General features: G+C 63.3%; 9 protein-coding genes. 6 read left to right on the forward strand and 3 right to left on the reverse strand.

What is annotated here, in order from left to right; translation table 11 throughout:
* Positions 1-452: 452 nt before the first annotated feature.
* The 6 genes from PKA89_RS03300 (at position 453) to PKA89_RS03325 (ending at position 9,343) form a co-directional block, all read left to right on the forward strand.
* Positions 453-1,943, forward strand: a complete 1,491-nt coding sequence (locus PKA89_RS03300; RefSeq protein WP_324416581.1) for an APC family permease — start codon at positions 453-455, stop codon at positions 1,941-1,943.
* Positions 1,944-1,985: 42 nt separating this feature from the next.
* Entirely contained in the window at positions 1,986-3,101 is a 1,116-nt protein-coding gene (ald, locus tag PKA89_RS03305) for an alanine dehydrogenase (protein WP_324416583.1), read from the forward strand.
* A 56-nt stretch (positions 3,102-3,157) separates the two neighbouring features.
* On the forward strand, positions 3,158-3,931 hold the full coding sequence (locus PKA89_RS03310) for an FCD domain-containing protein (RefSeq protein ID WP_324416584.1): 774 nt from the start codon (positions 3,158-3,160) through the stop codon (positions 3,929-3,931).
* A 1,204-nt stretch (positions 3,932-5,135) separates the two neighbouring features.
* Positions 5,136-6,500, forward strand: coding sequence for an aldehyde dehydrogenase family protein (locus tag PKA89_RS03315; protein ID WP_324416586.1), 1,365 nt, complete (start codon positions 5,136-5,138; stop codon positions 6,498-6,500).
* Positions 6,501-6,570: 70 nt separating this feature from the next.
* Complete coding sequence (locus PKA89_RS03320; RefSeq protein WP_324416588.1) at positions 6,571-7,995, forward strand: aminotransferase class III-fold pyridoxal phosphate-dependent enzyme; 1,425 nt, start codon at positions 6,571-6,573, stop codon at positions 7,993-7,995.
* A gap of 31 nt (positions 7,996-8,026) precedes the next feature.
* Positions 8,027-9,343 (forward strand): glutamine synthetase family protein, encoded by a 1,317-nt coding sequence (locus PKA89_RS03325; protein ID WP_324416590.1) that lies wholly within the window; start codon positions 8,027-8,029, stop codon positions 9,341-9,343.
* Between the two features lie 284 nt (positions 9,344-9,627).
* Here the strand turns inward: PKA89_RS03325 and PKA89_RS03330 are convergent, their stop codons facing one another.
* The 3 genes from PKA89_RS03330 to PKA89_RS03340 all read right to left on the reverse strand — a co-directional run bounded on the left by PKA89_RS03330 (position 9,628) and on the right by PKA89_RS03340 (position 14,082).
* Positions 9,628-10,872 carry a M20 family metallo-hydrolase gene (locus tag PKA89_RS03330; RefSeq protein ID WP_324416592.1) on the reverse strand — a complete coding sequence of 415 codons (1,245 nt, stop codon included), beginning with the start codon at positions 10,870-10,872 and terminating at the stop codon, positions 9,628-9,630.
* Between the two features lie 680 nt (positions 10,873-11,552).
* On the reverse strand, positions 11,553-13,007 hold the full coding sequence (locus PKA89_RS03335) for an aldehyde dehydrogenase family protein (protein ID WP_324416594.1): 1,455 nt from the start codon (positions 13,005-13,007) through the stop codon (positions 11,553-11,555).
* Between the two features lie 85 nt (positions 13,008-13,092).
* The gene (locus PKA89_RS03340) at positions 13,093-14,082 is read right to left on the reverse strand and encodes a LacI family DNA-binding transcriptional regulator (protein WP_324416596.1); all 990 of its coding nucleotides are present in this window, start codon (positions 14,080-14,082) and stop codon (positions 13,093-13,095) included.
* Positions 14,083-14,134 lie beyond the last annotated feature (52 nt).

Here is a 14,134-nt window from a genome sequence, read left to right on the forward strand (position 1 = left end):
CGAGTCCACATCACTGCCGCCCCCTCGCGCGATGAGGTGGTGGGCCGGACAGCGTGGGCAGCCCTGCTAAGACATGGGCTGGACCCTATGCATGGTCGCTCGCAAGGTCGGCCGGATCGGGTAACCGCCGCCGTTGCAGGACTGTGTGGACCCGGCGCACGTTGCAGGTTGTTCGGTTTGAACCGCGCTTGTCGTTCCCGCTGGACTTCAGACGGTGGCTCCGCTGCCCAAGCTGAGAGCTGCTGCGGTGCCTTGCGGGAGCGTGTTGAGGACTGAGGTACTGGGTGCGAGTCGTTCATCCGGGCCCAAGAGTCAAGCCGAGCGCCGCCAATCCGAGGGTGCGTGCTCATTAAACATGCCCATTGACTTGTGGACCTAAACGAGGTCCAATAGGCCAACACATCAACGCGCGTCATGCCGCGCACTGGCCTGGGTAGCAAGGGAGACTTCTTGTGGACGAGATCAGCCGGATCACCGAGGGGCCCGTTGAGGGACATGCGGGTGCGATGGTGGGCGATGGGAGGTCTGGCGACGAGGGACACGGCCTAGCCGCCGGCGCCGTCAGCCTTCCGCAGAGCATCATCTTCTCGGTGGCCTCTTCGGCACCTGGGCAGGCAACCGCCGTCACGATCGCGGGACTCGTCGCAGCCTCGGCGTACGCCGGAGGGGTGGCGGTTCTCATCACCACGTTGCCGATGTTGGCAATTGCCTTCGCTTACCATCGATTGAACATGTGGAGCCGCGACTGCGGCGGTTCCTATATGTGGGTCGGCAAGGCCATCAGCCCTTACGTGGGCTTCATGGTGGGCTGGGTGATGCTGACGGGCTACCTGCTAGGGACTGTGGCCGACATCTTGCCGATCGGACCGGCCGTACTCAGCTTCCTGGGAATGGCCGCGGATGGGGTCATCCCGTCACTCATCACTGTCGCGGTGGCGGGTTTGCTGGTGATCGCCACCGCGGTGGTCGGCGTACAAGTAACGGCTCGTTTCCAGGTCATCATCGCCAGCGTCGAATACGTCATCCTGCTGGCATTCTGCGCCATTGGCATCTACAAGGTTTACCTCGTGCACGCTCCCGGGACGATGCGCCCGAGTTGGGAATGGCTGTCGCTCAACGGCGTCGGCGGGCAGGGGAGTCTCGTAGCAGGGATGTTGATCACGGTCTATCTGTTCACCGGTTGGGACAGCGCTCTCTACCTCAACGAGGAAACCGAACGACCAGAGAGTAACCCCGGCCGCGCCGCCATGATGTCTGTTGTCATCCTCGGCCTCTTCTACGCCCTGCTGCAGTTCTCCCTCCAGGGGGCTGCGCCGGCCGCAGACCTGCAAGAGCACGGCGGCGATGCCCTGACGTTCCTAGCCACGTCCCTGGTGGGAGAAGGATGGGGGAAGTTCATGTCTGTCGCCGTCATCCTTTCCGTGCTCGGTACGACTCAGGCCTTCTTGGTTAGTGCCGCGCGAATCGCCTTCTCGATGGGAACGGACCGCGTCTTGCCACCGGCATTCGGCAAGCTGCACCAGCGCTACCGCACACCCGTATTCGCCACGGTGCTGTTCGGCGTTGTCATGATTGTGGCTACCTGGGTCTATGTGCTCTCCTCCTCCATCGCGGGCGCGTTCGACGTAGTCGTCTCCATCACCGGAGTTCTGTTCGCCCTCTTCTATTCAGCGACCGGGATTGCGACCGCCGTCTTCTATCGCAAGTTTGCCCAGCAAAGCGCGATGAACCTTCTGACCACCGGCGTCCTTCCGCTTGCCGGGGCGGGGGCGCTGGGCTGGGTTGCCATTCGCTCGATCATGGACTTCGACTCGCAGGCGCTCTGGTCGGTGCTCGCGGTGGCCGCGCTGGGCGTCGTGATGCTCGTCGTGTCGGCAGTGAAGTACCGCCCGGAGTTTTTCCGCATGCCACGAGAGGCCTACGAGCCCACTGATGCGCTCTGAAGTCAGGCCTCTACCAACCACTAAATTACAGGAGCCTTGTCGATGAGGATCGGCGTACCTAAGGAAGTCAAGAATCACGAGTACCGGGTGGCGATCACTCCCGTGGGCGTGCACGAGCTGGTGGCGCACGGCCACGAGGTGTACGTCGAGCGAGGGGCTGGTCTTGGCTCATCGGTCCACGATGCCGAGTACGTCGGAGCGGGTGCGAAACTGCTCGACTCGGCGGACGATGTGTGGGCCGGTGCTGACATGGTGCTGAAGGTCAAGGAGCCGGTGTCCGAGGAGTACCACAGGATGCGCGAAGGGCTCGTCCTCTTCACTTACCTCCACCTGGCTGCGGATCGCCCGCTGACCGAGGAGTTGGTCAACCGCAAAGTGACTGCTATCGCGTACGAGACTGTGCAGCTGGCCTCGGGCGGGCTCCCTTTGCTCTACCCGATGTCTGAGGTTGCTGGCTGCCTGGCTCCGCAGGTTGGCGCCTACTCGCTACTCAGGGCCCAAGGCGGACGTGGTGTCCTGATGGGTGGTGTCGGTGGCGTAGCAAACGCCAAGGTCGTCATCATCGGCGCCGGCGTATCCGGTCAAAACGCTGCCAATATCGCACTCGGGATGGGTGCCGACGTGACGATGCTGGACACCGACCTGGACAAGCTGCGGCTTTCGTTCTGGCGCTACAACAACCGGGTTCACGCGTTGGCCTCCTCCACGCTGGCTATCGAGCAGCAGGTCACTGAGGCCGACATGGTGATCGGCGCGGTGCTCGTGCCCGGCGCGGCGGCGCCCAAGCTCGTCTCCAATGAGATGGTCTCGCGGATGAAGCCGGGTTCGGTGCTGGTGGACATCGCAGTGGACCAGGGTGGTTGTTTCGAAGACACCCACGCGACTACGCACGCGGATCCGACCTATGAGGTGCACAACTCCACGTTCTACTGTGTTGCCAACATGCCCGGTGCCGTTCCTAACACCTCCACGTACGCCCTCACGAACGCGACGCTGCCATACGCCGTTGCGCTGGCCGACAAGGGCTGGCAGAACGCACTGCGCAATGATTGCTCGCTGGCGCTCGGCCTCAACGCCCACGCCGGGCAGATCACGAACGGACCGGTCGCAGAAGCTCATGGTCTGATCAGCGCCAAGCTCGAGGACATCGTCGACTAGCGTGGCGCCGGGCCTCCGCAAGGCCACTGGGCCTAATCGGTGCGATAATGGACTTTATGACCGCACAGAAGGCCACGCTCCGGCTCTCAGATCAAACTCAGAGCGGTGGGTCGGCTCGGTTCGAGACAATTGCCCAGCCCCGCGCACACGACTTCGTTGTGGAGCAGATCAGGCGACAGATCGCCTTGGGGGTGATCGCGCCTGGGTCGGCACTGCCGCCGGAGCGCGAGCTAGTGAAGATCTTCGGTGTGGGCCGGCTCACCGTCCAGCTGGCCATCGGCCAGCTCGAGTCCGAGCATGTGATCGAGACACGGCGCGGCCGGCACGGTGGCAGTTTTGTAATTGCGCCGTCGACAGACGAGCGAGCGTTGGACTATCGCCTCATTGAGCTGCGACGCGACGCAGATGAGATCTTGGCATCGGTCGAATACCGATGCATCATCGAGCCTGCAGCGACGTCGATGGCCACGAGGAAGCTACGCGTGAAGCAGCTGCGAGAGCTCGAACGTCTGCAGGACAGCTTGGAGAGTTCGTCCGACGACGCCGAGTTCATGCGGTGGGACACGGCCTTCCACCTAACGATCGCCGAGCTCACCGGAAACCGGCTCATTGTCGATGCGCTCGAGCGGATTCGGCTCGGCCTAAACCCCGCCCTGCAGCTGCTGCCTGACACTTCCATCTGGCACGAGCTCTCGAACCACGAGCACCGAGAGATCCTGGCAGCCATGGGCAGAAAGGACGCGTCAGCAGCCGGGCAACTGATGCAGAGTCACATCACCCACGCCGAGCAGAGCATTCGTTCTCTGCTGAAGTCCCTCGCGCGCCGCTAGTCCCCGCATGGCTTGACTTCGGTCGAAGCGTGAGCTAAAAAGGACTCGAAGCTAGTCCTTTAGTCATTAAGTGAGTGAGTCCATGCTGAGATCTCTTGGTCCGCTGTCGGCGCCGTGGCGGGTGGCAGAGTGATGGTCGCCTACCCAACCATCGGTCTGTCTGTCTACCTCGAGACGGCCTCGTGGGGGGTCTGGAGCAAGCGCGCAGCTCTGTTGCCAGCGACCTACCTAGATGCGCTGGCCGACGCTCGCGCTGTACCCGTGTTGTTGCCACCGTCATTGGATGCCCGGGCCAGTCTCCGCGGTGTTGATGGACTGGTCTTGGTCGGGGGTCCAGATATCGATGCCCGCCTGTACGGTGAGCAGCGGCATCCGTCCGCCGACGAGCCGCGCGTCGAGCGGGACGCTTGGGAGCTCGAGCTTCTTGCCGGAGCCATGGACCTCGACCTACCTGTGCTTGGAATCTGCCGCGGCATGCAGCTCATCAACGTCGCCCGAGGCGGACGACTCAATCAGGCGCTTGAGGCCGGCGACGCAGACTCGCTGCATCGACCACGGGTTGGGGTTTTCGGCGAGCACAGCGTCCGTGTAAGTCCGCTCAGCTGGCATGGACAGGTCCTCGGCAACGCTGCACGCGTCGCGACATACCACCATCAGTCGGTGAATGTCGTCGGCAGCAACCTACGTGCCGTTGCCCACGCTGAGGACGGCTGCATCGAGGCTATCGAGTCCTGTTGCGGGACCTACTTGCTTGGGGTGCAGTGGCACCCGGAGGAGGACCCCGACCGGACTCTCATTCGAGGCTTCGTGGAGCTGTGCCAACCGGGGAAGCGGACGCGCGTCAGCAGCACTACCCAAGCAGACGAGGGCAAGCGCGGATGGCCACCGCTAAACCAGGAGGGCGTGACGATCAACCGATCGACTCGGGCGCAGTTGCGGGCGACGTGCCAGCTGTAACCCTCGGGTCGCGAGGTCGCCTCGACTGAAGCCGCGGGACAACAACGTGTACGAGTGCCACGTGTGGATCAACTCGAACATTGACCACTACGGAGCTCGGCACGACCAGCCTTGGAGGGCATCATCCCTACCTCCCCGAGACCTTCAGTTCGACTCGACGTGGCTCGATTAGTCACTTGTCGCAAGCGCGCGAGGCCTGCGCGACCGTCCATCACATCGCGAGCGGCACAAGAAGAGGAGACGACACATGCAAACTCACTTTGAGCTGGTGAACCCGTCAACGGGCGAGACCCTTGAAACCGTCGAGCTTGCCTCGGCGGAGCTCGCCGATCGAACTATCGCTGATGCTCACCAGGCGTCGTTGACGTGGAGGGAGGTCTCGCCGGCCGACCGCGCGAACCTGCTGCGTCGCTTCGCCGAAGAGGTCGACGCAGACCGAGAGAACCTTGCCCAGTTGGAGGTCAGGAACTCGGGCCACACGATCTCCAATGCGAGGTGGGAAGCCGGAAACGTGCGTGATGTCCTCAACTACTACGCGGCCGCCCCGGAGCGACTTTTCGGCCGTCAGATACCGGTGGCTGGGGGCTGGGATGTGACCTTCAAGGAGCCGCTCGGAGTCGTAGGGGTGATCGTGCCGTGGAACTTCCCGATGCCTATCGCGAGCTGGGGATTCGCGCCAGCGCTAGCGGCCGGCAACGCAGTGGTCCTCAAGCCGGCAGAAGCCACCCCCCTGACGGCCATGCGACTTGCCGAGCTGGCCCTCAAGGCGGGCATCCCTCAGCACGTATTCAACGTTCTTCCGGGGCGCGGGGCGGTCGTAGGTCAGCGATTCGTGAATAACCCGCTCGTTGCCAAGGTCGTCTTCACGGGGTCTACCAAGGTGGGCAAGGCGATCATGGCGGGCTGTGCGGCGCAGGTGAAGCCGGTGACGCTCGAGCTCGGAGGCAAAAGTGCCAACCTGGTGTTTGAGGACGCGGACCTGGAGCGCGCGGCAGCGCTCGCGCCGTACGCCGTGTTCGACAACGCTGGCCAAGACTGCTGCGCCCGCTCACGGATCCTGGTGCAACGCAGCGTGCTCGACCGGTTCATGGAGCTGTTCGAGAAGGCGGTGCTTGCGATGCGGGTCGAGGACCCGGCGCTGGAAACTTCCGAGATGGGCCCGCTGATCACGGCCGAGCATCATGCGCGCGTGGCGTCGTACCTCCCTGAAGACGTCCCCGTCGCGTTTCGAGGGACGGCACCTGAGGGACCCGGCTATTGGTTCCCGCCCACGGTGCTCGCGCCTGTGTCGCCGGCAGACCGTGTAGCCACCGAGGAGATCTTCGGTCCGGTCGCGGTGGTTATCCCCTTTGACGATGAGGCTGACGGGATCCGGATCGCTAACGCCTCGGTGTACGGACTGTCCGGGTCCGTCTGGACCTCAGACCTTGCACGTGGACTGCGTGTATCGCGGGCGCTGGAGACCGGCGCGCTGAGCGTCAACTCCAATTCGTCAGTTCGCTACTGGACACCCTTCGGCGGGTTCAAGCACTCGGGACTCGGACGGGAGCTAGGCCCCGACGCGCTAGACGCGTTCACGCAGGAGAAGAACGTGTTTCTATCAAGTGAGTAGCGGACGGGGTAGCAAATACCGCCTAAAGGACCTAGTATAAGTCCATAACCACTGCTTCGAAGGAGGAATGATGAGCGACCGTGGAGTTGTGACCGCCCCAGAATCGGCGGTGTTCGTGCGCGAGCTGGACCGCGCCTACCCCCTGATCGTTAGGGGTGACGGGGTTTGGTTGCATGACGCGGCCGGGACGAAGTACCTCGACGCCGTCTCCGGCGGGGCGATGGTGACCAGTCTGGGTCACGGACCTGTGCCGTCGATCCTGAACGCAGCCAGGTCTCAGGCCGAGCAGATCTCGTTCGTCTATAACGTGCACGTGACCAGCCCTGCGCAGGAGCAGTTGGCGCGGGACATTCTCGAGATTGCGCCGCCGGGTTTCACCCGGGTGCACTTCGTGTCCGGAGGCACGGAGGCGAATGAGCTCGCCCTGCGGATGGTGCGGTCCTACCATGTCGAGCGCGGCAACCCCAAGCGTCACCTGGTCGTGTCGCCTGCGCAGGCTTATCACGGTGCCAGCATCGCGACCTTTGGCCTGACCGGGCGTTCTGGGTTGCAGGACCCCTATCAGCCGTACATCCAGCAACAGCCACATATCCCTCCATGCACTTGGGCCTTTGACCCGTCCGGTGAAGAGGCCCTCCTTGCCCTCGACAGGGTGCTCGACGAGGTTGGTGACCAGGTCGCCGCCTTCCTGATCGAGCCCGTGAGCGCGGCCTCGCTGCCGGGCTACTCGCCGCCAGACGCGTTTTGGCGTGGCCTCGAGGAGCGCCGCAGAAGGCATGGGTTCCTGGTGTGGTTCGACGAGGTGGTCACGGGCCTGGGACGCACGGGGTCGTGGTTCGCCGCTGACCAGATGCCAATCACACCAGACGTCATCACCACGGCCAAGGGACTTGGTGCCGGTTTCATTCCGGTAGGCGCGATGCTCGTGCAGGACCACGTCTACCAGGCCGTGGCCAATGGCTCCCGGTCCTTCGAGCCTGGCCACACCTGGGACGGTGCACCAGTGTCTTGCGCTGTGGGTTCGGCTGTTATCGCTCATCTCAAGAAGACCGGCCTCATCGACTCAGTACGCGAACGTGGGCCGTGGCTTCGAAATGAGATCGAGCGGGCACTGGACGGCTGCGAAATGGTGCGTGAGGTCCGAGGTCGAGGATTCCTGTTGGGTGTGAGCTACGTCGACCCCACCGACGGTGAGTCTTTCCTGGACCCCTCGCTCAGGGTTGCCCGCCGAATCGACATGGGTGCTCTGGAGAGGCAGCTACTGATCTATTCGACGCAACCAACAGCAGATGGCTACGCCGGCGACCAGACCCTCCTCGCACCCGCGTTCGTCGCTAGCGATGTCGAGCTTGAAGAGATCGTCGACCGCCTTGCTCAGACAGTTCGAGCGGTGGAGGCGCAAGTCAAAGGCGTGCTCGTGGGCGCGTCGCGCGGATCGAGTTCTTTGACAAGCGATGCGACGGCGGTGACCCGAAGTGCCGGACCCCGGGACTGACATCGTCGGGGTCTCTGAGCTGGAGCGGCTCGTGGCCAACGGCGAAATCGGCACCATCGAGGTTGTCCTGATCGACATGCAGGGGCGACTCCAAGGCAAGCGCGCCCAGGGTCGGCACTTCGTCGAACGAGTGATGTCCGACGGCACGGAGGCCCAAAACTACCTGCTGGCAACCGATATCGAGATGAATACCGTACAGGGCTACGAGTTGGCATCTTGGTCGTCTGGCTACGCCAATCTCCGGATGCGCCCTGACCTGTCATCGCTACGGAGGCTGCCTTGGCATCCAGAATCGCTCCTGGTTCTTTGCGACCTCGAGGACCGCGATGGTGTGCCGCTCGCGATGTCTCCCAGGCAAGTCCTCCGCAACCAGCTCTCCCAGCTCGAGATCCACGGCTGGACAGCGCTTGTCGGAACGGAGCTGGAGTTTCTTGTCTTCCGCGACTCGTACGAAGCTGCGTGGAGCGAAGGCTACCGTGACCTGACTCGAGTGTCGCAGTACGGCATCGACTACTCCATGCTAGACACTCGCGGAACTGGCGGCTTCCTGAGTCGGCTGATCCGGTCGCTGGAGGGCGCTGGCGTCGACATCGAAGGCGTTCTGTCGGAGGCAAACCTGGGGCAGCACGAACTCGTGCTCGCGTTTACCGATGCTCTGCGGGCGTGTGACAACCACGTCGTGGCGAAGTTCGGCGCCAAGCAGGTCGCTGCCTCCGAGGGACTAAGCCTGACCTTCATGGCGAAGTTCGACAGCAATGAGGGCAACTCGTGTCACATCCACTTTAGCCTGCGCGACCTTTCTGGAAGACCCGTCTTCGCGGGCACCGGCACGCACGGCTTCTCCGACATTATGGAGAGCTTCCTCGCCGGGCAACTCGCCTACCTCCCGGAGTTGACGCTCATGTTTGCGCCCAACGTGAACTCCTACAAACGGTTCGTCGAAGGCAGTTACGCACCGACGGCCATCTCTTGGGGTTTCGACAACCGCACCTGTGCATTACGCGTCGTCGGTAGTGGAGCGTCCCTTCGGTTCGAGCACCGGCTGCCAGGTGGTGACGTGAATCCGCACCTGGCCGTCTCCGCCATTGTTGCAGCCGGTCTGCGCGGGATCGGGGAGAAGTTGTCGTTGGCTGAACCGATCTCGGGCAATGCCTACGCGTCCGCGATGCCGACGGTGCCGACCAATCTTCGAGAGGCGCTTCGGCTGTTCCGGGAGAGTGAGGTCGCCTCCGCGGCTTTCGGGGCCGAGGTCGTGAACCACTACTCGCGGATGGCCGAAGTCGAACTTGAGGCCTTCGATCGCAGTGTTACCGACTGGGAGAAGTTCCGGGGGTTCGAACGGATGTAGGGAGTGGACCGAACTCGGCAGGCCTCCGTGCCTGTCGAACTCGCCAGTGCACGTGATCATTACTACCGAGTCGGAGTACGCACCAACAGTTGGTACTGGCCGGCCTCAAGACCTACCAGAACACCCCTCCGCAATGGTCCGGTCGAGGAGATCAGGTTCCCTGTCCCTCAAGCCCACGTTTGTCTCTAGTCCCGGAGCCTGACTGGGTGCGGGGCTGATCGCGAACGCTCGGTACGCGCGGTTGGCACGGTGATTCCTGCAAGCGGTGGGCTCTCCGATCTAAGTCAGGTGAGATCGAGGTGGATGAGCACGTTGAGAAGGGTGAGAGCGCCGGCCGTGATGTCGGGGCTGTCAGTGAACTCTTCCGGACAATGGCTTCGACCACCGTGAGAAGGGATGAAAATCATGCTGGTCGGGACATGGCGTCCGAGGACGGCGGCGTCGTGCTCAGCGCCACTGTAGAGCCGCGATTGGCGTAGCCCGAGTTGGTCAGTCACCTGAGCGGTGATGTTCAGCAACGAGTCGGTCATGCTGACTGGCTGCTTGCTCGGTAGCCATTCGAACTCAAGGTCTACCCCTCGGCTCTTCGCCTCGGTGCCGGCAGCCCTGGTGAGCTCTCGGCGAGCCGTCGCAAGCCATTCGGCATCCGGGCTGCGGAGCTCTCCCCACATCTCCGCGCGGGCGGTGACAACGTTGATCGCGCTTGGGGCAAAGGTGACCAAGCCCGTCGTCCCTCGCCCGTCAGGATGCTGCGAGGCGATGGCTTCGACCGCGAGGACCGTGCCCGCGGCTGCACAGCCGGCATCACGGCGATGTTGCATAGGCCGGGTCCCCGCGTGGTCGGCTTGGCCGCGAAAGAGGGCCCGGAACCGTGAAAGGCCTGTGATGGTCGTGACAAGGCCGATCTGGCTTCCTTGGTCTTCGAGATGGGGGCCCTGCTCGACGTGCAATTCCACGAAAGCGCGGATGGGCGAGGTATCCACGCGGGCATCCAGCATTTGTGCAGGGTCAAGGCCGGCACCCTCGAGAGCCTCGGCGAAAGTGATGCCGTTCGCGTCTCGTGCGCCGAGGTCTGCAGGTTGAAACTCGCCGACCATGGCCCGCGAGCCGATACAGCTCTGTCCGAATCGGTTCGGCTCTTCATTAAAGAACGCGACCACCATCAGGGTGTGCCGCAGGGTCGTGTTCGTCGCGCGTAGTGTCCGAACGACCTCGAGAGCCGCGGCCACGCCGACATTGCCGTCATAGCGGCCGCCACCCTCAACGGTGTCTGTGTGGGAGCCCGTCATGATAATGCCGGCTCCAGGGTGGTCGCCTTCGAGGATGCCGATGACGTTAGCTGCGGCATCGACGTATGCGTGGAGCCCTGCGGCCTTCATTCTGCGCAGCGTCCATTCCCGGGCTTCCGCATCGAGCGACGTCATCGCCTGCCGCGTGAACCCCGGCAGCGAGTCGTCGACGATCTCCGCCAACTCCGCGAGGTCATAGCCGATGCGGTCCGGTTCGTCGAGTTCAAGCAATGACGTCACTCGGTTGCTCCTGATCTACCTTGTGGACAGTTGAGCTGCACCTAAGCAATCGAGCCTCGAGGCCCGCTCGGTCCAAAGGCCCTCGTGATCGGTCCTCGCGCGGTCGTGGGCCTTGGCCATCAGGTCGGCGTGCTCCGCGATCTCGGTCGGTGACTCGAAGCAACGGTGCTGCTTCAATGGATTGGACGGCAATTTCTGGGTGTCGTCAACGGAAACTCACGGCCGGTCCCTGCCGGCGGACGGCGCCGTCTTTGGAGTCAAGGACATCTGCGATCCACTGAAGAGGTCGTTTGGGCGACGCTGCTGCGCCCTGAACAGACGTAACGGTCCTTAGCCACGTCGCCTACGGGAAGCACGGGTATGGCGAGCGGTGCGACTAGATGCGAGGCCACTGTTGGGTGGCGGCTGCTTTTGACTACCCCCGCCGCCGTTGCCGCAGCAGCAACAAAGGGCGGTGGTAGTCGAAGGCACGGCCACGGCTGCCGTGACGGGTAGCGAAACGCTCCAAGCCATGACGACCAGAGCGGCCATCGTTCTCCATCTCGAGGCCTTTCGCCGCGCGAAGGGCCCCCAGACTCCCACTCTCAATACGTCAGCGGTGACCCAGCCTGCCCCACCGGGTGCCGGGGTCGCTCCGCCCTCGGAACTGGGAGCCCGGCCAAGCGGAACGGTGCGGACGTTCACCGTACGTCAATCGCAAGCGACTTGACCTGGCTAAATTCGTCGATCACCCACCGGCCGCCTAGACGACCGCGACCAGACTGCCGGCCAGCAGCGCCGCCGAAGGGCAGACTAAATTCCCAGTAGTTTGAAGAATCATTGACGACTACTAGGCCAGCATCAATCTTCTCACCGAACTGAAACGCTTTGGCCAGACTGGTCGTAAAGAGGGAAGCCACGAGACCGAACTCGCCGGAGTTCGCAGCCTGAAGCATGTGTTCCTCATCGTGGAAAGAGGTGAGAGCGGCGACAGGACCGAACGTTTCTTCGCTGAAGATCGCAGCGTCGCGACCAACGGAGGCCAAGACGGTCGGAGCGTAGAAGAATCCGGATTTGTCGGAGAGCCGACCGCCGCCAGTCACCACCTTGGCTCCCTGTCGCTCGGCGTTCTGGATCAGCCTGTCGTAGCGAGTGATGCCGGATTCCAGGTGAACCGGCCCGAGCGTCGTCCTCGAGTCGAGCGGGGAGCCGATGACAGCCCCTTCGGCGTGATCGGCCAAGAGTTGGGCGAGGTCATCGACGCACGGGTCGGCAACGAGGATCTTTCCCGCGGCACTGCACACCTGACCGGCGTTCCAGAAGGCCGAGTTCGCAATGGCGCTGGCCGCGACCTCGAGATCGGCATCAGCGAGCACGACCACGGCCGAGTTTCCTCCGAGTTCCAGGAGCAGCTTCTTGTCCCAGGCCGACTGCGCGATAGAACGTCCGGTGCCGCTGCCACCCGTGAAGCCAACAGCAACTACGTCAGGATGTGTGACGAGATGAGTCGCTACCTTTACGGAGTCGGTGATGACGAGCTGGAGAAGCTCTTGTGGGAAGTCGGCAACGAGGAGTATCTCGCGGAACTTGGTCGCAACCACCGACGTCGTCGGTGCCGGCTTCCACACGATCGCATTGCCGGCTGCCAGAGCCGGACCAATGTACTCGACCGCGATGTTTACCGGAAAGTTCCACGGAGTGACAACCGCGCACACCCCGAGTCCTTCGCGACGCACGATGACCCGCTTGTTCGGGTCCTGGACGTGGGGCAACTCGGCGCCGAGCGCCAATACCGACTCCGCAGCCGACTCGAGTCCCTGCACCGCAAACAGGATCTCTCCGCGTGCCTCGGTAATTGGCTTGCCGTGCTCGGTGGAGAGAACTTCGGCGAGCTCGTTGTGAGCTGCCATTAGCGCACTGGCTGCGGAACGGCACCACTGTGCTCGTGTGGCGGGGCGAACGGAACGTGTCTTCTCGAAGGCGGCGCGGGCGCTGGACACGGCCGCGTCGACGTCGGCGGCCGTCGCTGAAGTCAGAGTGGCGAACGTCGCGCCTTCAGCCGGGTTGATCGCCCGGTAGGAGGTGTCGCCCGCGCGCCACGACCCGTTGATCCAGGAGTTGAAGGTGTCCGAGCCAGTCGGCGCGTTGATGGTCATTAAGAGGTCCTTCCCACGAAGAGCAGATTCTACCAATCGTTTGGCATTTTGAACAGAGGTAGCGTGCTGCCAAGGGCTTGCGTGCCTAACGGCTGGGGGCGGGCCCCTTTGAGGACTCGCGGATCACGAGCTCAGGAACCATGACTAGAGAGTCGACGGACCCGCCCTGGATCCAGTCGATGAGGAGTGATGCGGCGCTAGTTCCCATGCTGGAGATGTCAGTGCGCACGGTGGTGAGCGGGGTGTGGAGGTGCTTCGCCCAGGGCAGATCGTTGTAGCCGGCGACTGCGACGTCGTGCCCGACCTGGTAGCCCATGTCGATCAGAGCCCGGCTAGCTCCGATCGCTGCGTGGTCGTTGGTGCAGAAGATCGCGGTGGGCCGTTGCTTCATCGAGAAGAGCGCCTTGGTTGCCCGATAGCCATCTTCGGCGTCGTAGCCGCCCGAGCCCGGCATAGTTAGGGACGCGGTTGGGTGTCGCTCGACGGTTGACTGAAATCCCACTGCGCGGTCGGTGGCGGTCCGCACGTGTGCAGGACCCGGGACCAGGGCGATGTTGGTATGTCCGTTGCGCAGGAAGTGCTCCGCGACGAGCGCGCCACCCTGAACGTCATCTGCCCGTACGGACACGTGTTCGTCGCATCCTCGCATTGCGAACAAGTACGGCGTCTCCGAGCCGAGCAGCGCCGCGGGTACCTCCTTGCCGAGCAGGGAGTCGCACAAGATGATGCCGTCGATGCGCCGGCCCTGAAGGCGTCGGATAGCGTCGGCGCGCTCCTCGGAGTCGTCGTTGGTGACCATCACCATCGGCTGGTAGCCAAGACGGTGGGCTTCTTGGACGATCGCCGTCAGCAAGATGCCCATGACGATGTCATCGAGTGTGTTGACCAGGACCCCGAGAAGTCGAGACGATCCACCCCTAAGCGAGGCAGCTGCGTGGTCCGGCGTGTACCCGGTCTCCAAGGCCAGCCGCCTGACCCGTTCGATTGTGGACTTGGCAACCCGGCTTGAGTCGCCGCGCAAGGCCCGAGACACCGTCGAAGTGTCCAGTCCAGCGAGTTCGGCCAACTGCTTCATGCTCAACGGTTGCGTCACCACGTGCCCCTTGCCTTGATCACTCTGCTTTCTA

This window comes from Phycicoccus sp. (assembly GCF_035325325.1).
Lineage (GTDB): Bacteria > Actinomycetota > Actinomycetes > Actinomycetales > Dermatophilaceae > Phycicoccus.

Coding starts and splice junctions, on each gene's coding strand:
- ald (WP_324416583.1), top strand. CDS start 1,986: ATGAGGATCGGCGTACCTAAGGAAGTCAAGAATCACGAGTACCGGGTG.
- PKA89_RS03310 (WP_324416584.1), top strand. CDS start 3,158: ATGACCGCACAGAAGGCCACGCTCCGGCTCTCAGATCAAACTCAGAGC.
- PKA89_RS03315 (WP_324416586.1), top strand. CDS start 5,136: ATGCAAACTCACTTTGAGCTGGTGAACCCGTCAACGGGCGAGACCCTT.
- PKA89_RS03320 (WP_324416588.1), top strand. CDS start 6,571: ATGAGCGACCGTGGAGTTGTGACCGCCCCAGAATCGGCGGTGTTCGTG.
- PKA89_RS03335 (WP_324416594.1), bottom strand. CDS start 13,007: ATGACCATCAACGCGCCGACTGGCTCGGACACCTTCAACTCCTGGATC.
- PKA89_RS03340 (WP_324416596.1), bottom strand. CDS start 14,082: ATGAAGCAGTTGGCCGAACTCGCTGGACTGGACACTTCGACGGTGTCT.